The sequence below is a fragment of the Stenotrophomonas sp. 116085_Sma genome (assembly GCF_056479585.1).
Map to the genome: position 1 here is coordinate 1,137,215 of NZ_CM151057.1, position 18,499 is coordinate 1,155,713.

The window sequence follows — 18,499 nt, forward strand, 5'->3', positions numbered from 1 at the left end:
AATGAAAAATGTTTCATGCGTGATTCGCCGGAATCCACGCACGGGTCTTCTATATTCGGCGCCGAGCGTCTCCCCCCGGCGCACGGAATCCCGGCCACCGATGAACCTCCTGCACACCCCATTGCCACGCCACGCCCGACCACTGAGGATGCGCCGGCCGGCGCTGCTTGCACTCGTTCTGCTCAGCCTGCTGTCGGCCTGCGGCAAGGATGCGCCCAAGCCGGCCGGCAGGCTTCATGAGGTGGAAGTGCTGACCCTGCAGGAGAAGCCGTTGGCGATGGAACAGGAGCTGCCTGGGCGGACCATCGCATCGCAGGAGTCTGACGTGCGGCCGCAGGTGGATGGCGTGCTGGTGAAACGCCTGTTCGAAGAGGGCGAATCCGTGCGTGCCGGGCAGCCCTTGTTCCAGATCGAGCCGGCCCTGTACCAGGCGGCAGTGAACCAGGCGCAAGCCAACCTGAAGACCGCCGAAGCAGCGGCAGTGACCGCACGCCTGCGCGCGCAGCGGATGCAGGCGCTGGGCGGCGAGCAGCTGGCCGCGCGCCAGGACGTGGATGACGCCATCGCCAGCGGGCAGCAGGCCGCAGCCGCGGTACAGGCGGCACAGGCGAGCCTGGATACCGCGCGCACGCGGCTTGGTTTCGCCACGGTGACCGCGCCGATCGCCGGTCGCATCGGCCGCGCGCTGTTCACACCGGGTGCGCTGGTCACCTCGGGCCAGGCCAACCCACTGGCGCGGATCCAGCAGGTCGACCCGATGAACGTTGACATCACCCAGTCCAGCAACGAGTACCTGGCCCTGCGCCGCGCGATCGCCGATGGAGGCGTGCAGGCCACCACCGCTGCGGTGCGGCTGCGGCTGTCCGATGGCAGTGAATATCCGTTGCCCGGCACCCTGGAATTTGCCGATATCGATGTGCAGCAGGAAACCGGCAGCATCACCCTGCGTGCACGTTTTCCCAATCCCGCCGGGCAGCTGCTGCCGGGAATGTATGTGCGGGCGCAGGTGGGGCAGGGCACGCAGCAGCAGGCCTTGCTGGTGCCGCAGTCTGCGGTGGACCGCAGCCCGAAGGGCGAGGCGCAGGTGTGGGTGGTGGATGAGGGGGGCAAGGCGAAGCTGCGCCTGTTCCGTACCGCGCGGGCGATTGGCGACCAGTGGCTGGTACTTGATGGCATCGCTGCAGGTGAACGGGTGGTCGTGGCCGGCGCACAGGGGCTCTCCGATGGCATGGCGGTGCAGGTGAAGCCCGCGGCGGCAATCGCTCCGGCAGCCGCCGGGAAGGGCTGAGCATGTTGCCGCGCTTCTTCATCCATCGCCCGGTATTCGCCTGGGTGCTGGCGATCTGCATCATGGCCTTCGGCGCGATCGCCGTCAGCCAGCTGCCGGTCGAACAGTACCCGGACATCGCACCGCCGCAGGTCAACATCACCGCCAACTACACCGGTGCTTCGGCGCAGACGGTGGAAGACAGCGTCACTCAGGTGATCGAGCAGCAGATCAAGGGCATCGATCACCTGCTGTACTTCTCCTCCACCAGTTCGTCATCGGGGCAGGCGCGGATCACGGTCACGTTCGACCAGAACGCCAATCCGGATATCGCCCAGGTCCAGGTGCAGAACAGCGTCAACCAGGCCATCAACCGGCTGCCGCAGGAAGTGCAGCAGCAGGGCGTGACCGTGGCGAAGTCGCAGGGCGACTCGCTGATGGTGGTATCGCTGTATGACACCAGCCGGCGCATGGAACGGGCGGACGTTTCCGACTTCCTGGTCAGCAACGTGCAGGATCCGATCAGCCGCATTCCCGGTGTGGGCGAGATCAATGTGTTCGGCTCGGCGTATGCGATGCGCGTGTGGCTGGACCCGCACAAGCTGCGCGCCTACGACCTGATGCCGGCCGACGTGCGCACGGCCATCCAGGCCCAGAACACCCAGGTCACCGCCGGTGAGCTGGGGGCGTTGCCATCCAGCGCAACGCAGAGCCTGAATGCGACCGTTACCGCGCAGTCGCGCCTGCAGACGCCCGAACAGTTCCGCGCGATCATCCTGCGCACGCTTCCCAGCGGCGCTGCCGTGCACCTGGGCGACGTGGCACGGGTGGAGATCGGTGCCGAGAATTACCAGACCAGCAGCTATCTCAATGGCTATCCGGCGGCGGGTTTCTCGGTCACGCTGGCCTCCGGGGCCAACGCGCTGGCCACCGCGGATGCGGTCCGCGAGGAGATCGAACGCCTGCGGCCAACGTTCCCGCCCGGGCTGCAGGTTGCCTATCCCCGCGACAGCACACCGTTCGTGCGGGTCTCGATCGAAGGTGTCATCCATACCCTCATCGAAGCCATCGTGCTGGTGGTCGTGGTGATGTTCCTGTTCCTGCAGAACCTGCGTGCCACGTTGATCCCCGCGATCACGGTGCCGGTGGTGCTGCTGGGCACGTTCGGGGTGCTGGCGGTCGCGGGATTCACGATCAACACGCTCACCCTGTTTGCGATGGTGCTGGCGATCGGCCTGCTGGTCGACGACGCGATCGTGGTGGTGGAGAACGTGGAGCGCATCATCCACGACGAGCACCTGCCGCCACGCGAGGCCACCGAAAAATCGATGGGCGAGATCACCGGCGCGCTGATCGGCATCACCGTGGTGCTGGGCGCGGTGTTCCTGCCGATGGCCCTGTTCGGTGGTTCCACCGGCATCATCTACCGCCAGTTTTCGATCACCATTGCTTCGGCGATGGCGCTGTCGGCGCTGGTTGCGCTGACGCTGACTCCGGCGCTGTGCGCGACCCTGCTCAAGCCGTCTTCGGCGCAGAAACCGCAGGGCCGCTTCTTCAGGGCGTTCAACCGGGGTGTCGAGCGCAGCCAGTTGGCCTATCAGGGAAAGCTCGGTGGCGTGGTCGCCCGGCCGCGGCGCTGGATGGCGTTCTACCTGCTGCTGGTGGTCGCCATGATTGCGCTGTACGCGCGCATGCCCACCGGCTTCCTGCCGGTGGAAGACCAGGGCCAGGTGACCTTCCAGTTCTCCACGCCGGAGGGCACGCCGATGGCGCGTACCGAAGCACTGGGCGAGCAGATCAGCCGCTACTTCATGGAGCACGAGAAGCAGAACCTGGACGTGGTGTTCGTGGTGGTCGGCCGCAACAATGCCGGCACCGGCCAGAATGCCGGACAGGGATTCCTCGCACTGAAACCCTGGGATGAGCGTACCGGCGACAACACCGCTGCGGCGATCATCACGCGTGCCAATGCCTACTTCCGCGGGTTGCCCGATGCCAGGGTCAATGTGCTGGCGCCGCCGGCGGTGCGCGGACTGGGCCAGTCCAGTGGCTTCGAACTGTGGCTGCAGGACACCAGCGCCGCCGGGCGCGTGGCCCTGCAGGCGGCGCAGGAGCAGGTGGTGCGTGCGGCCGGCGAAGATGATGGGCTCACCTCGGTGCGCCTGAACGGCCTGGGCGACAAGGCCGAGCTGCGGCTGGACATCGACCATGCGCAGGCCAGCGCGCTGGGGCTGTCCCAGGCCGACATCAATTCCACCCTGTCAGCGGCCTGGGGCGGCAGCTACATCAACGATTTCCTCGATCGAGGCCGGGTCAAGCGTGTGTACATGCAGGGCGACCAGCCCTACCGCAGCGTGCCCGACGACATCGGCCAGTGGTATGTGCGTGGTGGCAACGGCCAGATGGCGTCGTTCGCCAGTTTCGCCAGCAGCCACTGGGCGCGTGGGCCGCAGCTGCAGCAGCGCTTCAATGGTCTGCCGGCGATGCAGATCCAGGGCAGTGCCGCGGAAGGGCGCAGTTCGGGCGAGGCGATGCAGCGCATGCAGGCGCTGGTTGCGGACCAGCCGGGATTCGACCTGCAGTGGAGTGGCCTGTCCTACCAGGAGCGGCTGGCCAGCAACCAGACGCTGTGGCTGTACCTGGCCTCGATTGCCTTCATCTTCCTGTGCCTGGCTGCGCTCTATGAAAGCTGGACGGTACCGGTGGCCGTGGTACTGGTGATTCCACTGGGGGTCATCGGCACGGTGCTGGCGACCACCGCGGCGGGCTTCGTCAACGACATCTACTTCCAGGTCGGCCTGCTGACCACCATCGGCCTGTCGGCGAAGAATGCGATCCTGATCGTGGAGTTCGCCGAGGCCCGCTATCGCGCGGGCAGCTCAGCGGTGGAGGCCGCGCTGCAGGGCGCACGCCTGCGCCTGCGGCCGATCGTGATGACGTCGCTGGCCTTCGTGGCCGGCGTGATTCCGTTGGCGCTGGCGACCGGTGCGGGTGCAGTCAGTCGACGTGAAATCGGCATGAGCGTGATCGGCGGCATGCTGTCCGGCACGGTGCTGGCGGTGATGCTGGTGCCGCTCTTCTTCGTGCTGGTCCGCAGCCTTGGCCGATCCCGGCCGCAGGACTGAGGGGCCACCTGTCATCTGCCTGCCGCGGCATCCTCACCCGTTCTTTGCCGATGCAGGGCTAGCGTTGGTCGTCCCCGTCCCCCACGGAGACCCGCCATGTGGCTGCTCGACCATCTCTGGCCTGGCCGCAGACCCTCACCTCCCCCGGTCGCGGCCGAGCCGCAGGCCGCGCCCCGTCGCCCCTGGCTGAAACGCCCGGTGCGGGCCGGGCGCAGCGGCATGGCGCCCTGGCGGAAGGTCGCCGCACCGCCGCGGCGCACACGTCACTAGGCGGTGCGGTCGGCGGGGTGATTGACCCCGTCGTTGACCGGGATCATGCCCAGTGCGAACGGGTCGATGCCCTCCAGGCAGGCCACGTTGTAGCCGTACTGGTCCGGGTTGGATCGACGCCGGTGGTGGGTGTAGATGCCGCACACGCCGCAGAAGTAGTGCTCGGCCACATGCGTGTTGAACTGGTACAGCCGCAGGTGGTCCTGCCCGCGCACCACCTGCAGGCCGGCGCGGGTGACGCTGGCGGCGATGGCGCCACGGCGGCGGCACATCGAGCAGTCACAGCGGCGCGGGTCGACGATGCCATCAGGCAGGTCCAGCAGCAGTTCGACCGTACCGCAGTGGCAGGTGGCGCGGTGCCGGGCTTGGACCGGAACGCCGGCCACGGACGTGATACCCATCGTTTCTCCTGGGGGGGGAAGGCGGCCGCAACGGCCGCTGTCGACCCTGCGCCGGCCTGCCTGAACGGGCCGTAGATGCCACGCTGATCCGGCTTGTGGCTAACTATGCGGCTACAAGACCGCGACAGGATGCCAGTGAACGCCGCAGGACGTTGGATGACAGGAAGTGCCATGGCGCTGGCGGCGCTGTGGGTGACCGGGCTGCTGGCATACCAGTTGCCCGGCCCGGACTGGTTGGCCGTCGGCGTGGCCGTGCTGTGGCTGCTGGTTGCCCTGTGGGCGTCGTGGCGGATCGCGCGTGGCCGTGGGTCACGCAGGTTGGGTCTGATGTTCGGCGCATCGCTGGCGCTGGCCGTGCTGTGGTGGCTGCTGCTGACCCCGCGCCAGGACCGCGTATGGGCCGACGACGTCGCGCAGCGCCTGCACGTGGTGTCCTTCGATGGCCACCACGTAGTGTTCGACAACGTGCGTGATTTCACCTGGCGCACCGAGACCGACTATGACGCGCACTGGGTGCGCCGCGGGTACGACCTGGACCAGCTGCGCTCGGCCGACCTCGTTCTGTCCTACTGGATGGGACCGGCCATCGCCCACACGCTGATCTCGTTCGGCTTCGAGGATGGCCGCCACGTGGTGTTCTCGCTGGAGATCCGCAAGGAACGCGGTGAATCGTTCTCGGCACTGGGCGGCTTCTTCCGCAAGTTCGAGATGACCCTGGTGGCGTCGGAGGAGACCGACATCATCCGCACCCGCACCAATGCGCGTGGTGAGGATGTCTACCTGTACCGGCTGCATGGTATGGACCGCACGCAGCTGAAGGAACTGTTCGCGGCCTACATCGAACAGGCCCGTGAACTGGATGCCAGGCCGGGCTTCTACAACACGCTGACCAGCAACTGCACCACGATCGTCTTCGACCTGGCCCGCCACATCGCACCGCGCCTGCCGCTGGATTACCGCCTGCTGCTGTCCGGTTACCTGGCCGAATACGCGCAGGAGGTCGGCGCGCTCACTCCAGGCGTGCCGTACGCCGAGCTGCACGACAAGGGCCGCATCACCCAGCGTGCGCTGGACCTGGGCGATGGCCCGCACTTCTCCACCGTGATCCGCCAGGGCGTGCCCGGCACCGAGCAGGACCCGCAGTAATGACCCGATTCTTCCCAAGCCGCTGGCAGCGTCTGCTGCCGGTGTTGTTCGCCGCCTTCCTGCTGCTGGGCAGCAGCGGTTGCGCGATGGTCACCGTCAAGCAGGTCAAGTCCAGCGATTCGCTGGTCAACAAGCGTGCCGATGTGCTCAACACCGGCAAGCTCAGCCCGGCCGCGCGCGAGACGCTCAGCGCGGCAGGCCTGGACGAGTCGCAGTGCGAAAAGGACTTCATGGTCTGCCGCAGCACGCTGCTGATGACCGACGATCTCAATGTCGAGCAGCGGTTGTCGGCGCTGTCCGAACTGTGGGTGAAAGCAGCGCTGGCGCTGACCCCGAAGAAGACCGCGGCCGGCGATCCGCCGATGAGCGATGCGGCGCTGGATGCATGGCTGGAAGCGGCGCGCTATGCCTATGCCTACCTGTTCTACAGCGGCCGGTCTCCGTCTGATCGAGCTTTCGAGGACCGGCAGACGCAGGTACGCGACTACTACAACTACGCGGCCGAGAAGGCGGCAGTGGTGCTGTTCGTGCGCGCGCGTGCTGCGGCACTTGCCGGCGAGGACTACACGAAGCCGGTCTCGGTCGGCAGCTGGTCGCTGGCTTCCAACTACCAGCAGTTGAACCTGAAGAGCATCCCGGCGCAGCTGGTGCCGGCCGGCACCGTCAGCTTCGTCGGCCTGCGCAGCACCTATCGCCGCGATGGCTTCGGTGCCGAGCTGGTGATGGTGATGGACCCGCCGAAGCTGGTCGCGCCGGTGATTGCAGCCGATGGCCCCAAGGCCGAGGCGCCGCAGGAGGACGAGGACGACGCACGCCGTGGCCGCCGTCATCGCCATGACGACTCGGTGCCTGAGTTCAGCGAGATGTCCTCGATCAACGTCACAGCGCTGCTGCGCTTCGAAGGCAGCAGCCTGGAAGACGTGATGCGCACGCGCCGGGTCGAGCTGGATGCCTATTCGCCGGAAGCCACCGAGCGCGTCACCCTGCATGGCGAACAGGTGCCGCTGGCCGGCAATTTCACGGCGGCCTACGGCCTGTGGCTGGCGCAGAGCGGTTTCGCCCGGCAATCACTGCGCACCCTGTTCGGCATGAGCGAGGGCATCGGCGAACCGCACATCTACCTGATGCAGCCGTGGGATCCGAACCGCCGCATCATCTTCATGCTGCATGGCCTGGCCAGCAGCCCGGAAGCCTGGGTGAACCTGGCCAACGAGATCATGGGCGACCCCGAACTGCGCCAGCAGTTCCAGGTCTGGCAGGTCTATTACCCGACCAATGCGCCGATCGCACTGAACCGCTACGAGATCGCCAATGCGTTCAACGATACGCTGAAGCATTTCGACACCAACGGCAGCACGCGTGCATCGAAGGACATGGTCTACATCGGCCACAGCATGGGCGGCGTGCTGGCGCGCCTGCTGGTGAGCGATTCGGGCGACGTGCTGTGGAATGACCTGCTGGCCAACTACGATCTGAAGGGTGAGCGCCTGAAGCGGGTGCAGAACAAGCTGGGGCCGTTGCTGCACTTCAAGGCGCAGCCGAACGTGGAGCGTGCGATCTTCATCGCCGCGCCACACCAGGGTACCGACATCGCCGGCAACAGGGTTGGCCGCCTGATCGGTCGCCTGGTGCGCCTGCCTCTGACCATACTCGGCAAGTTCGAGGATGTGTTCATGGCGCTCGCGCAGGCCGAACAGCAGGTCGATGGCACCGCCAAGCCGAAGATCCCCAACAGCATCGACAACCTCAAGGCCAGCGATCCGTTCGTGAAGGCGGCCGCGCAGTTGCCGATCGAAGCGGGCCTGAAGTACCACTCGATCATCGCCCAGCGCAAGCCGGAACTGCCGGTGGAAAAGTCCGATGACGGGCTGGTGCCGTACTGGAGTGCGCACCTGCCGGGCGCGCTGTCGGAGAAGGTGATCATCTCCGGCCACAGCGTGCAGGAGACCCCGCAGGCGGTGCTGGAAGTGCGGCGCATCCTGCATCGGGACATCGATGATGTGGGAGCCGACAGGACACCCTGACCGCTGCCTTCGCCGGGCGTGGCCCGGCGGAATCCGCCCGGTGGCGTTACACCCGTCGCGCGATCACCGTGGCCAACACCGCAAGGCCGAGGGTGATGGCCAGGCACAGCAGGTAGCCGGTGTGTGGTGCCGATTCCACGAACAGCGCGAACAAGGCGCCGGAGACCGCCAGCGCAGTGGTGACCGACAGGGCCTCGCTCAGCTGCAGTGCCGAGGTGTTGGCACCCTGCTCCTGCGGCGCCGACAGCGACAGCGTCAGCACCGACAGGCTTGCGTAGATCATGCCCATGCCGAAGCCGGTCACGGCCCAGCCGAGCAGCGACACCGGCAGTGGCACCACGTTGAACAGCACTGCGAGCGTGGCGGCGATGCCGACGGTCATCATCGTCGTGCCGGCGCGCAGCAGCTGCTGGCGTGACCAGCCACGCTGCTGGTGGCCCTGCAGCCACGAGCCGGCAAACCAGCCCAGCGCACCGAGACTGAGTACGGCACCGGCCCAGCTGGGCGAAAGGCCACGTTCGCGCTGCAGCAGCAGCGGCAGGTAGGCCTCGCAGGCGAAGAAAGCGGCCGCCGCGATGCCACGCAGCGCGATCACGCTGGGCAGGCCACGGCGCAGGATCAGTGTTCCAGGCGGAAGCAGTCGATGTACGCAGAACAGCAGCGCCAGCATCGCCACGCCGATACAGAGCAGGGCCGCTGCTCCCTGCTGCTGGCCGCCGAAGTACAGCAACAACGCTGCCAGCGAGGCACCGCTGGCCCAGCGCACCACCTTGCCGCCTCCATCATCGGCGCTGCCGGCAGGACTGGGCTGCACGCGTGCCAGCGCGGGGCGCAGCAGCAGGGCCGCCGGAACCGCCAGCAATGGCACCGCCAGGAACACCCAGCGCCAGCCCAGGTGCTGCACGATCAGGCCGCTCAACGCCGGGCCGACCATCGATGGCACCACCCAACCGGCCGAGAAGGCGGCGAATACCTTCGGCCGCAGGTGCTCCGGGTAGCTGCGGCCGACCATCACGTACAGCGAGACCGAGATCGCGCCCGCACCCAGGCCCTGCAGCAGGCGTCCTGCCACCAGCATGCCCATGCGCATGGCAAAGCCGGCCAGCAGCAGGCCCAGCACGAAGCAGGCCAACCCGTACCAGAGCGCCCGTGCCGGCCCATGGCGGTCCGCCCAGCGCCCGGCCAGGGTCATGCCGATCACGCTGGTGGCCAGGGTGCCGCCGAAGGCCAGTGCGTACAGGCGCAGGCCGTCCAGTGCCACGGCCACGGTCGGCATGGCGGCAGCTACCGCCAAGGCCTCAAAGGCGTGCAGCGCGACCAGCGCGACCATGCCGATGGTGGTGGCGCGGTAGCGCGCGGACAGGATCGAAGTGTCGGCCGGTGTACTGGCGTTGGCGGGGGAGAGCGTGGGGGTCATACGGGTCAGCTGCGGGCCGCGCTTGTCAACAGGCGGCGAAGATAGCAGCATGACACCTCAACTGCAGTTGAGGTCAAGCAATGGTGTCCCAGGAACTGAGCGTTGGCGAAGTCTCCCAGCGCAGTGGCGTGGCGGTTTCGGCGCTGCACTTCTATGAGCGCAAGGGGCTTATCAGCAGCCTGCGCACTTCGGGCAACCAGCGCCGCTACAGCCGCGACGTTCTGCGCCGGCTGGCGGTGATCCGCGTAGCGCAGCGCGTGGGCATGCCATTGGAAGCGGTCGGCCGTGCCTTCGAGAGCCTGCCCGACGGCCGCGCACCGACCAAGGCGGATTGGGCCAGGTTGTCCGCGCGCTGGCGCACCGAGCTGGAGGAGCGCATCCACATGCTGCAGCTGCTGCGCGATGAGCTGACGGGTTGCATCGGCTGCGGCTGCCTGTCGCTGCAGCGCTGCCGCCTGGCCAATCCCGAAGACGTCCTCGGTGAACGCGGCGACGGCCCGATGCGCTGGGAATGACCGGCAATAAAGCGCCCGGCTCCCGGTAGCGCCGGGCCATGCCCGGCGGATCACCAGACCGTGATCGTCTCGCCGCTCTGGATGCCTTCCACTGCGCGCTGGTAGCCCATTGCCGCGCGCTGCGCGCTCACGGCTTCGAAGCCCGGGAAGTAGGGGCCGTAGGCCGCCATCGATTCGATCAGCACATTCGGGCTGACCACATTGATGCGCAGGCCACGGGGCAGCAGCTCCAGCGCCGCCGCACGCACGAAGCCTTCCAGTGCGGTGTTCACGGCGGTGGCGTTGACGCCGTCGCGGATTGGCTGCGCGCTGATGATGCCGCTGGTCAGGGTGATCGAACCGCCTGCATTGAGGTGATGCTGCGCGGCCAGTGCCAACCGCACCTGCCCCAGCAGCTTGTCCTGCAGGCCGAGGTTGAACTGAGCCGGCGTCATCGCCTGCAGCGGGCCGAAGTGCACCGAGCCGGTGGTGGAAATGACCGCATCGACCGGGCCGGTGCGTGCGAACAGCTCGGCAACGCTGGCGTCGTCGGTCAGGTCCACGCGCAGCTCACCGCTGCGGCGGCCGGCGGCCAGGATCTGGTGCTGCTGTCCCAGCTGGCGGGCAACTGCCTGGCCAAGGGTGCCGCTGGCACCGACGAGGAGAATCTTCATGGTCGTTCCTTGCGAGGAGATGGTCGCAGTCTGCGCTCTCACAAAGGGGTTAGGTAAGGGGCGTATGCTTCGCTGATTCCTAACTCTGGATTAGTAATGGATACGTTGCGCTGCATGCAGGCCTTTGTTGCCGTGGCCGAGCGCGGGAGCTTTGCAGGGGCTGCCGAACAGCTGCAGGTGTCGGCGGTGATGGTCGGCAAGTACATCCAGCAGCTGGAGGCGCATCTGGGCACGGCCTTGCTGCAGCGGAACACCCGCCGCCAACGCCTGACCGAAGCCGGTGGGGCCTATCTGGCCGGTTGCCGGCAGGTGCTGGAGCAGGTGCAGCAGGCCGAGGCGGATGTGGCCGGCCTGCAGGTGCAGCCGCGCGGCCTGCTGCGGGTCAGCGCACCGACCACCTGGGGCAGCTGCGTGCTGGCTCCGCAGCTGGCCACGCTGTTGCGCGCACAGCCGCAGTTGAACATCGAGCTGGACCTGAGCAACCGCCGCGTGGACCTGATCGAAGAGGGATTCGACGTGGCGATCCGGGTCGGGCCGCTGCCGTCGCAGGAAGTGGTGGCGCGGCCGCTGCCGCCGTACGCGATGAGCCTGTGCGCGGCGCCCGCGTACCTGCGCCGGCGCGGCACGCCGCGCACACCCGCCGATCTGGAAGGGCACGACTGCCTGAGCCACCTGGCCTGGCGTGGTGGCCACGGCTGGCAGCTGGCCAATGGCGAACAGGTGGATTGGGAGGCGCGCCTGACCTGCAATGATGGTTTCGCGCTGCGAGAAGCTGCCGTGGCCGGAGCGGGCCTGGTGTTGCAACCGACCGCGTTGCTGGCGGGCGAAATTGCCGCCGGGCGCCTGAAGCCGCTGCTGCGCGACTACCTGCCCGAACCACGGCCGATGCACCTGATCTACCTGCCTGATCGCAGGCCGCGCCCGCGGTTGCAGTGCTTCGTTGATTTCGTCATGGCCAACTTGGGGCGGTAGATGGGGTCAGATCCCTTTGCCTCGGCAAAGGGATCTGACCCCAGGGGATCAATCATTCGCCGCAGACAATTCCTGTCCACGCACCTGCGCGGCGCGCAGCGCCGTGTCCACCAACGCCTCGAAACCCCCAGCCTGGAAGCTCTCGATCGCGGCCTGGGTGGTTCCGTTCGGCGAGGTCACGCGGCGGCGCAGCTCGGCCGGGCTTTCACCGGCCTCATCCAGCATGCGCGAGGCACCCAGCAGGGTCTGCACCACCAGCGTGCGCGCGGCGTCGGCTGGCAGGCCCTGGGCGATGCCCGCCGCTTCCATCGCTTCGGCCAGCAGGAATACATAGGCCGGGCCACTGCCGGATACGGCAGTGACCGAATCCATCAGTGCTTCGCTGTCGATCCACACGGTGCGGCCTGCGCTGGCCAGCACCTTCTCGGCCTGCGCGTGCTGCTGCGCATCCACCGAAAGCGTGGCGTACAGGCCGGTCACGCCGGCACCGAGCAGGGCCGGCGTGTTCGGCATTGCACGCACCACCGGCAGGTTGCCACCCAGCCAGCGCTCCAGCTGCGTGCTGGTGATACCCGCGGCAATCGATACCACCAGCGGTCGGTTCGCCTGTGCCAGCGCCTGCAGCGACTGGCAGACCTCGCGCAGCACCTGCGGCTTCACCGCCAGCAGCCAGGTGCTGCCCTGTGCGGCAGCATCAACCGCGTTGTCGTGCACCTGTACGCCGAAGTCGGCAGCCAGCGACTCGCGCAGCGCTGCAACCGGTTCGGCGACGTGGATGTGCGCGGCGGGTGTGCCCTGGCGGATCAGGCCGGCGATCAGGCTGCGCGCCATGTTGCCGCCCCCGATGAAGGTGATGGAATCAGCTGCCATGGAAATCTCCTCGAAAAGTCAGGCTGGGCGCGGGCGTGCGCCGAACAGTGCGGTACCGATGCGCACCAGGGTGGCGCCTTCGGCGATGGCTTCAGCGTAGTCGCCGCTCATGCCCATCGACAGCGTGTCGACCTGCGGGTACTGCTCGGTCAGCGCCTGGAAAAGTGTGCGCATGCGCACGAACGCATCCCGACGGCGCTCGGCCTCGGGCCACGGCGCGGGAATCGCCATCAGGCCGCGCAGGCGAAGGCTGGGCTCGGTGGCAATCGCCGTGGCCAGTTCCTCCACCTGCTCCGGCGCGCAGCCGTGCTTGCTGGATTCGTCGTCGATGTTGACCTGGATCAGTACGTTCAGCGGGCCACGCGCGGCCGGACGATGGCGCGCCAGTGCGGCTACCAGCTTGGGCCGGTCCACGCTCTGCACCCAGTCGAAGTGGATGGCCACGGCATCGGCCTTGTTCGACTGCAGGTGGCCGATCAGGTGCCATTCCAGCGCCAGGTGCTGCAGCGCCTGCATCTTGGCCAGCGCTTCCTGCACGTAGTTCTCGCCGAAGGCGTGCTGGCCCTGTGCGGCCAGCGCGGCCACGGCCTCAGCCGGCTGGGTCTTGGACACCGCCAGCAGGCGCGGGTCGGGCCTGCCAGCGGCCTCGGCGGCGGCATGCAGGTTGCTCAGGATCTGGGGCAGGGGAGTGGCCACGTAACGCGTTCCGTTGAATCAGGAGGCTATACTGCCGCCCGGGGAAAGATCCTTCCAGTCGAAGCCGTTATTGGGGAGTAGCCGCTCATGGATATCGCCGAACTGTTGGCGTTTTCCGTAAAGAACAAAGCGTCCGACCTGCACCTGTCCGCAGGCCTGCCGCCGATGATCCGCGTGGACGGCGATGTTCGCCGGATCAACATTCCAGCCCTGGACCACAAGCAGGTCCACGCGCTGGTGTACGACATCATGTCCGACAAGCAGCGCCGCGATTACGAGGAATTCCTCGAAGTGGACTTCTCCTTCGAGATTCCATCGCTGGCGCGCTTCCGAGTGAATGCGTTCAACCAGAACCGCGGTGCGGGTGCGGTGTTCCGTACCATTCCGTCCGAGGTGCTCACCCTCGAGGACCTGGCCTGCCCACCGCTGTTCCGCGAGGTGATCCAGCAGCCGCAGGGCCTGATCCTGGTGACCGGGCCGACCGGCTCGGGCAAGTCGACCACGCTGGCGGCGATGATCGACTACATCAACAAGAACGAATACGGCCACATCCTCACCGTCGAGGATCCGATCGAATTCGTGCATACCTCGCAGAAGTGCCTGATCAACCAGCGCGAAGTGCACCGAGACACGCACGGCTTCAATGAAGCGCTCCGTTCTGCGCTGCGTGAGGACCCGGACATCATCCTGGTCGGCGAACTTCGTGACCTGGAAACCATCCGCCTGGCACTGACCGCCGCGGAAACCGGCCACCTGGTGTTCGGCACCCTGCACACCAGTTCGGCAGCGAAGACCATCGACCGCATCATCGACGTGTTCCCCGCCGGCGAAAAGCCGATGGTGCGCTCGATGCTGTCCGAGTCGCTGCGTGCGGTGATCTCGCAGGCGCTGCTGAAGAAGGTTGGCGGCGGTCGTACCGCAGCGTGGGAAATCATGGTCGGCACTCCGGCCATCCGCAACCTGATCCGCGAGGACAAGGTGGCGCAGATGTATTCGGCCATCCAGACCGGCCAGCAGTACGGCATGATGACCCTGGACCAGCACCTGCAGGACCTGGTCAAGCGCAGCCTGATCACCCGCAACCAGGCCCGCGAGTACGCCAAGGACAAGCGCCTGTTCGAGTAAGGCGGGGCAGCAACGGACGGCGCGCGCAATGGCGCGGCCGCTCCGTGTTGTTTCCTCCACCGACCGTTACCTGGTAAACCGCTTTCCGGGAGCCCGCCGTGAACACAACCGCGACCACCATCGATTTCACTTCGTTCCTCAAGCTGATGGCGCACCAGCGCGCCTCTGACCTGTTCATCACTGCGGGCATGCCGCCGGCGATGAAGGTCAACGGCAAGATCTCGCCGATCACGCAGACCCCGCTGACGCCCCAGCAGAGCCGCGACCTGGTCCTCAACGTGATGACCCCGGCACAGCGCGAGGAATTCGAGAAGACCCACGAATGCAACTTCGCCATCGGCCTGTCCGGTGTTGGCCGCTTCCGTGTCAGCTGCTTCTACCAGCGCAACCAGGTCGGCATGGTGCTGCGTCGCATCGAGACGCGCATTCCGACCGTGGAAGAACTGAGCCTGCCGCCGATCATCAAGACGCTGGCGATGACCAAGCGCGGCATCATCCTGTTCGTCGGCGCTACCGGTACCGGTAAATCGACTTCGCTTGCGGCGATGATCGGCTACCGCAACCAGAACTCGACCGGCCACATCATCACCATCGAAGACCCGATCGAGTTCGTGCACAAGCACGAAGGCTGCATCATCACCCAGCGTGAGGTCGGCATCGATACCGACAGCTGGGAAGCCGCGCTGAAGAACACCCTGCGCCAGGCGCCGGACGTGATCATGATCGGTGAGGTGCGTACCCGCGAAGGCATGGACCACGCCATCGCGTTCGCCGAGACCGGTCACCTGGTGCTGTGCACCCTGCATGCCAACAACGCCAACCAGGCGATGGACCGCATCGTCAACTTCTTCCCGGAAGACCGCCGCAACCAGCTGCTGATGGACCTGTCGCTGAACCTCAAGGGCGTGGTCGCGCAGCAGCTGGTGCCGTCGCCCGATGGCCGTTCGCGCAAGGTCGCCATGGAGATCCTGCTCGGCACGCCGCTGGTGCAGGATTACATCCGCGACGGCGAGATCCACAAGCTGAAGGAAGTGATGAAGGACTCGGTCCAGCTGGGCATGAAGACCTTCGACCAGAGCCTGTTCGAGCTGTACCAGGCCGGTGAGATCAGCTACGAGGACGCGCTGCGCTATGCTGACTCGCAGAACGAAGTGCGCCTGCGCATCAAGCTCAGCCAGGGCGGCGACGCACGCACGTTGTCACAGGGCCTGGATGGCGTTGAGATCTCCGAGGTCCGGTGACCTGCAGATCTGTAGAGTCGACTGCCAGTCGACTCTCGCGCGCAGCGCGGGATTTCCCTGGCCGTTGGAAAGCAGTCGACTGACAGTCGGCGCTACCGCGCGCGGGCGATTGATGAATTCCAGTCATGACCAACTGCAACGCTGCCCATTCAATCGGCAGCCCCTGCAGGCGTATCGTCAGCGTTCCCCCTCTGGAGCACCACGATGCAGACACGTGAACTCGGCCGCAGCGGTCTGAAGGTTTCCGCCTTGGGCCTGGGTTGCATGGGCCTGACCCATGCCTATGGCCAGCCGGTCGAGCGCAGCCAGGGCATCGCCCTGCTGCACGCTGCCGTTGAACGCGGCGTGACCTTCTTCGACACCGCCGAAGTGTACGGCCCGTACACCAATGAAGACCTGCTCGGCGAGGCCCTGGCGCCTTACCGCGACAAGCTGGTGATCGCCACCAAGTTCGGCTTCAAGGATGCGCGCACCGATACCGGCCTGGACAGCCGCCCCGAGAACATCCGCGCCGTGGCCGAAGCCAGTCTCAAACGCCTGCGCACCGACCATATCGACCTGTTCTACCAGCACCGTGTCGACCCGAACGTGCCGATCGAGGACGTGGCCGGCACCGTGCGCGACCTGATCGCCGAGGGCAAGGTCGGCCACTTCGGCCTGTCCGAGGCCAGCGCCGCCACCGTGCGCCGTGCGCACGCGGTGCAGCCGGTGGCTGCCGTGCAGAGCGAGTATTCGCTGTGGTGGCGTGAACCGGAGCGCGAACTGCTGCCGGCCCTGCAGGAACTGGGCATCGGCTTCGTGCCGTTCAGTCCGCTCGGCCGTGGCTTCCTGACCGGCGCGATCAACGCCGACACCACCTTCGACGCCAACGATTTCCGCAACAGCGTGCCGCGCTTCGAAGTGGAAGCCCGCCGCGCCAACCAGGCGCTGGTGGATCGCATCAGTACGATTGCTGCAGCACGCGGCGCGACCCCGGCGCAGGTGGCGCTGGCCTGGCTGCTGGCGCAGGCGCCGTGGATCGTGCCGATTCCGGGCACCACCAAGATCCACCGCCTGGAAGAGAACCTGGGCGCGGCTGACCTGCAGCTGGCGCCGGAGGAACTGCAGCGCATCGCGCAGGCGCTGGATGAAGTGTCGATCGTCGGTGAGCGCTACAACACACAGCGTGCGGCGCAAGCCAAGGGCTGATCACCGGGCCATCCGGCCGCTGGCGGGTGCAGACCGAGGTGGGTGCGGATCGTTGGTCCGCACTCCTCAACGTCCCATCGGTCCGCGCAGCGCATCCAGCACCGTGCGCATCGCCACGGTGACGTGGCGGCGCGACGGGTAGTACGCGTAGTAGCCATCGAAGTGCGGGCACCAGTCGTCCAGTACCGACTGCAGGCGGCCATCGTCCAGCATCGGCTGCACCTGGTCTTCCGGCAGCCAGGCCAATCCGCTGCCGGCCAGCGCAGCGGCACGGGTCATACCCATGGTGTTGAAGGTCCACTGGCCGCTCACGCGCACGCTCAGTTCGTTGCCGTCCTGGCCGAAATCCCACGGCATCAGCCCGCCATGCGTGGGCAGGCGCAGGGTCACGCAGTTGTGGTCTGCCAGCTCGTCCGGATGGCGTGGCACTACGTGCTGGCGGAAGTAGCTGGGTGCACCGACCACGCGCATGCGCAGCGGCGGGCTGATCGGCACGGCGACCATGTCGCGCGCCAGGCGTTCGCCGAGGCGGATGCCGATGTCGTAGCGCTCGGCGACAATGTCGGCCAGCCCGTAGTCGGCGGTCAGTTCCACCTTGAGGTCCGGATACTGCTGCAGCAGCGGCGCCAGCCGTGGCCACGCGATGTACTCGGCGGCATGGCCGGTGGCATTGATGCGGATGGTACCGGCCGGGCGTTCACGGTATTCGGCCAGCGCGGCCAGTCCGTCCTCGATCTCGGCCAAGCGCGGGCCCAGGGTGTCGAGCAAGCGGGCGCCGGCTTCGGTGGTGGACACGCTGCGGGTGGTGCGGGTCAGCAGGCGCACGCCAAGGCGCTGCTCCAGGCCGCGCATGGCGTGGCTGAGCGCAGACTGGGAGACACCCAGCTGGGCGGCGGCCTTGGTGAAGCTGCCCTCGCGGGCGACGTGGACGAAGGCCTGCAGGTCGTTGAGGTTTTCACGGGGCATGCGGGAATGATACGGCCGGGCTGCGCCCGGCACCTGCCGAATCAACGGCAACGGCCACGTCAACTTCAAATGCTGGCTATCCGTGGGGTGGCGGGGTGGGTCCGGTTGCAGGGGACGCCGTAAACCCGTCCATGGGGGCTTGGCCGCGGCATCCATGCCGCGGACACCCCTGCAATCGGACCCATCCCGCCTTCGACAGTTGGCTGCGGTCTGTCGGGCGAAGCGGGGGCGGATCCCGTTGCTGCGCGACGGGCTCCGATCCCATTCTGTGTAGACGTGTGGGGATGTCGATTTCAGGGACTGTGGTTCGTCGAATGAATGACTTCAACGGGAGCTGCACATGAGCACTGACACCAAGCCGAAAGGCCCGGCCTCGTACTTTCCCTCCATCGAGAAGACCTACGGGCAGCCGGTGGCGCACTGGTTCGGGTTGCTGGCCGGGAAGAAGGGCCTGAAACACATGGAACTGGTCAGCTTCCTGAAAAGTGAGCATGGCCTGGGCCATGGCCACGCCAACGCGCTGGTGGCGCATCACCTGGCCGGAAAAGGCTGATCGGCGGCCGGCAGAGAACGGGGTGGGGCGCATTCAGCTGAACGATTTCATCTGCAACTGTCATGCAGAT

At 66.9% G+C, this 18,499-nt stretch carries 16 protein-coding genes; 10 read left to right on the forward strand and 6 right to left on the reverse strand.

Going from position 1 to position 18,499, the window contains the following annotated elements; all coding sequences use genetic code 11:
• Nucleotides 1-100: 100 nt before the first annotated feature.
• The gene (locus ACZK0Z_RS05235; RefSeq protein WP_197632570.1) at nt 101-1,288 is read left to right on the forward strand and encodes an efflux RND transporter periplasmic adaptor subunit; all 1,188 of its coding nucleotides are present in this window, start codon (nt 101-103) and stop codon (nt 1,286-1,288) included.
• A 2-nt stretch (nt 1,289-1,290) separates the two neighbouring features.
• Complete coding sequence (locus ACZK0Z_RS05240) at nt 1,291-4,392, forward strand: efflux RND transporter permease subunit (RefSeq protein ID WP_049430136.1); 3,102 nt, start codon at nt 1,291-1,293, stop codon at nt 4,390-4,392.
• Between the two features lie 266 nt (nt 4,393-4,658).
• On the opposite strand, the gene ACZK0Z_RS05245 is transcribed toward ACZK0Z_RS05240, so the two are convergent.
• Nucleotides 4,659-5,063 carry a GFA family protein gene (locus ACZK0Z_RS05245; protein ID WP_049430135.1) on the reverse strand — a complete coding sequence of 135 codons (405 nt, stop codon included), beginning with the start codon at nt 5,061-5,063 and terminating at the stop codon, nt 4,659-4,661.
• 171 nt (nt 5,064-5,234) lie between these two features.
• Here ACZK0Z_RS05245 and ACZK0Z_RS05250 point away from each other — a divergent pair, with 171 nt between their 5' ends.
• Together ACZK0Z_RS05250 and ACZK0Z_RS05255 are read left to right on the forward strand one after the other, a co-directional pair.
• On the forward strand, nt 5,235-6,209 hold the full coding sequence (locus ACZK0Z_RS05250) for an Lnb N-terminal periplasmic domain-containing protein (RefSeq protein WP_049430134.1): 975 nt from the start codon (nt 5,235-5,237) through the stop codon (nt 6,207-6,209).
• Nucleotides 6,209-8,233: a lipase family protein gene (locus ACZK0Z_RS05255; protein WP_197632571.1), complete on the forward strand. Its 2,025-nt coding sequence runs from the start codon at nt 6,209-6,211 to the stop codon at nt 8,231-8,233. The genes ACZK0Z_RS05250 and ACZK0Z_RS05255 overlap by 1 nt, the downstream gene beginning before the upstream one ends.
• Before the next feature lie 46 nt (nt 8,234-8,279).
• On the opposite strand, the gene ACZK0Z_RS05260 is transcribed toward ACZK0Z_RS05255, so the two are convergent.
• Nucleotides 8,280-9,701 carry an MFS transporter gene (locus ACZK0Z_RS05260; RefSeq protein WP_197632572.1) on the reverse strand — a complete coding sequence of 474 codons (1,422 nt, stop codon included), beginning with the start codon at nt 9,699-9,701 and terminating at the stop codon, nt 8,280-8,282.
• Nucleotides 9,702-9,730: 29 nt separating this feature from the next.
• Here ACZK0Z_RS05260 and soxR point away from each other — a divergent pair, with 29 nt between their 5' ends.
• Nucleotides 9,731-10,165, forward strand: a complete 435-nt coding sequence (soxR, locus tag ACZK0Z_RS05265) for a redox-sensitive transcriptional activator SoxR (protein ID WP_049430131.1) — start codon at nt 9,731-9,733, stop codon at nt 10,163-10,165.
• A 50-nt stretch (nt 10,166-10,215) separates the two neighbouring features.
• Here soxR and ACZK0Z_RS05270 read toward each other — a convergent pair whose 3' ends face one another.
• Complete coding sequence (locus ACZK0Z_RS05270; protein ID WP_049430130.1) at nt 10,216-10,818, reverse strand: short chain dehydrogenase; 603 nt, start codon at nt 10,816-10,818, stop codon at nt 10,216-10,218.
• A 96-nt stretch (nt 10,819-10,914) separates the two neighbouring features.
• Here ACZK0Z_RS05270 and ACZK0Z_RS05275 point away from each other — a divergent pair, with 96 nt between their 5' ends.
• Complete coding sequence (locus ACZK0Z_RS05275) at nt 10,915-11,790, forward strand: LysR family transcriptional regulator (protein ID WP_100443775.1); 876 nt, start codon at nt 10,915-10,917, stop codon at nt 11,788-11,790.
• A 48-nt stretch (nt 11,791-11,838) separates the two neighbouring features.
• Here ACZK0Z_RS05275 and proC read toward each other — a convergent pair whose 3' ends face one another.
• On the reverse strand, nt 11,839-12,660 hold the full coding sequence (gene proC, locus ACZK0Z_RS05280; RefSeq protein ID WP_049430129.1) for a pyrroline-5-carboxylate reductase: 822 nt from the start codon (nt 12,658-12,660) through the stop codon (nt 11,839-11,841).
• Nucleotides 12,661-12,678: 18 nt separating this feature from the next.
• On the reverse strand, nt 12,679-13,356 hold the full coding sequence (locus ACZK0Z_RS05285; RefSeq protein WP_049430128.1) for a YggS family pyridoxal phosphate-dependent enzyme: 678 nt from the start codon (nt 13,354-13,356) through the stop codon (nt 12,679-12,681).
• Between the two features lie 87 nt (nt 13,357-13,443).
• Here ACZK0Z_RS05285 and ACZK0Z_RS05290 point away from each other — a divergent pair, with 87 nt between their 5' ends.
• From ACZK0Z_RS05290 to ACZK0Z_RS05300, 3 genes are all read left to right on the forward strand, one after another.
• Nucleotides 13,444-14,481 carry a type IV pilus twitching motility protein PilT gene (locus ACZK0Z_RS05290; protein ID WP_004147099.1) on the forward strand — a complete coding sequence of 346 codons (1,038 nt, stop codon included), beginning with the start codon at nt 13,444-13,446 and terminating at the stop codon, nt 14,479-14,481.
• Nucleotides 14,482-14,627: 146 nt separating this feature from the next.
• Entirely contained in the window at nt 14,628-15,722 is a 1,095-nt protein-coding gene (locus tag ACZK0Z_RS05295) for a PilT/PilU family type 4a pilus ATPase (protein WP_049426723.1), read from the forward strand.
• Nucleotides 15,723-15,926: 204 nt separating this feature from the next.
• Nucleotides 15,927-16,910 carry an aldo/keto reductase gene (locus tag ACZK0Z_RS05300; protein ID WP_197632573.1) on the forward strand — a complete coding sequence of 328 codons (984 nt, stop codon included), beginning with the start codon at nt 15,927-15,929 and terminating at the stop codon, nt 16,908-16,910.
• Nucleotides 16,911-16,976: 66 nt separating this feature from the next.
• Here ACZK0Z_RS05300 and ACZK0Z_RS05305 read toward each other — a convergent pair whose 3' ends face one another.
• On the reverse strand, nt 16,977-17,876 hold the full coding sequence (locus tag ACZK0Z_RS05305) for a LysR substrate-binding domain-containing protein (protein ID WP_197632574.1): 900 nt from the start codon (nt 17,874-17,876) through the stop codon (nt 16,977-16,979).
• Between the two features lie 340 nt (nt 17,877-18,216).
• Between ACZK0Z_RS05305 and ACZK0Z_RS05310 the strand changes: the two genes are divergently transcribed.
• Nucleotides 18,217-18,429 (forward strand): DUF4287 domain-containing protein, encoded by a 213-nt coding sequence (locus ACZK0Z_RS05310; protein WP_014646220.1) that lies wholly within the window; start codon nt 18,217-18,219, stop codon nt 18,427-18,429.
• The last annotated feature ends 70 nt before the right edge of the window (nt 18,430-18,499 follow it).

Excerpts from the sequence above, each read along its gene's own strand:
- ACZK0Z_RS05260 (WP_197632572.1), bottom strand. The coding sequence starts at position 9,701 with ATGCTGCTATCTTCGCCGCCTGTTGACAAGCGCGGCCCGCAGCTGACC.
- ACZK0Z_RS05245 (WP_049430135.1), bottom strand. The coding sequence starts at position 5,063 with ATGGGTATCACGTCCGTGGCCGGCGTTCCGGTCCAAGCCCGGCACCGC.
- ACZK0Z_RS05300 (WP_197632573.1), top strand. The coding sequence starts at position 15,927 with ATGCAGACACGTGAACTCGGCCGCAGCGGTCTGAAGGTTTCCGCCTTG.
- ACZK0Z_RS05290 (WP_004147099.1), top strand. The coding sequence starts at position 13,444 with ATGGATATCGCCGAACTGTTGGCGTTTTCCGTAAAGAACAAAGCGTCC.
- ACZK0Z_RS05275 (WP_100443775.1), top strand. The coding sequence starts at position 10,915 with ATGGATACGTTGCGCTGCATGCAGGCCTTTGTTGCCGTGGCCGAGCGC.
- ACZK0Z_RS05240 (WP_049430136.1), top strand. The coding sequence starts at position 1,291 with ATGTTGCCGCGCTTCTTCATCCATCGCCCGGTATTCGCCTGGGTGCTG.
- ACZK0Z_RS05310 (WP_014646220.1), top strand. The coding sequence starts at position 18,217 with ATGAGCACTGACACCAAGCCGAAAGGCCCGGCCTCGTACTTTCCCTCC.
- ACZK0Z_RS05305 (WP_197632574.1), bottom strand. The coding sequence starts at position 17,876 with ATGCCCCGTGAAAACCTCAACGACCTGCAGGCCTTCGTCCACGTCGCC.
- ACZK0Z_RS05270 (WP_049430130.1), bottom strand. The coding sequence starts at position 10,818 with ATGAAGATTCTCCTCGTCGGTGCCAGCGGCACCCTTGGCCAGGCAGTT.
- soxR (WP_049430131.1), top strand. The coding sequence starts at position 9,731 with ATGGTGTCCCAGGAACTGAGCGTTGGCGAAGTCTCCCAGCGCAGTGGC.
- ACZK0Z_RS05295 (WP_049426723.1), top strand. The coding sequence starts at position 14,628 with ATGGCGCACCAGCGCGCCTCTGACCTGTTCATCACTGCGGGCATGCCG.
- ACZK0Z_RS05255 (WP_197632571.1), top strand. The coding sequence starts at position 6,209 with ATGACCCGATTCTTCCCAAGCCGCTGGCAGCGTCTGCTGCCGGTGTTG.
- ACZK0Z_RS05250 (WP_049430134.1), top strand. The coding sequence starts at position 5,235 with ATGGCGCTGGCGGCGCTGTGGGTGACCGGGCTGCTGGCATACCAGTTG.
- ACZK0Z_RS05235 (WP_197632570.1), top strand. The coding sequence starts at position 101 with ATGAACCTCCTGCACACCCCATTGCCACGCCACGCCCGACCACTGAGG.
- proC (WP_049430129.1), bottom strand. The coding sequence starts at position 12,660 with ATGGCAGCTGATTCCATCACCTTCATCGGGGGCGGCAACATGGCGCGC.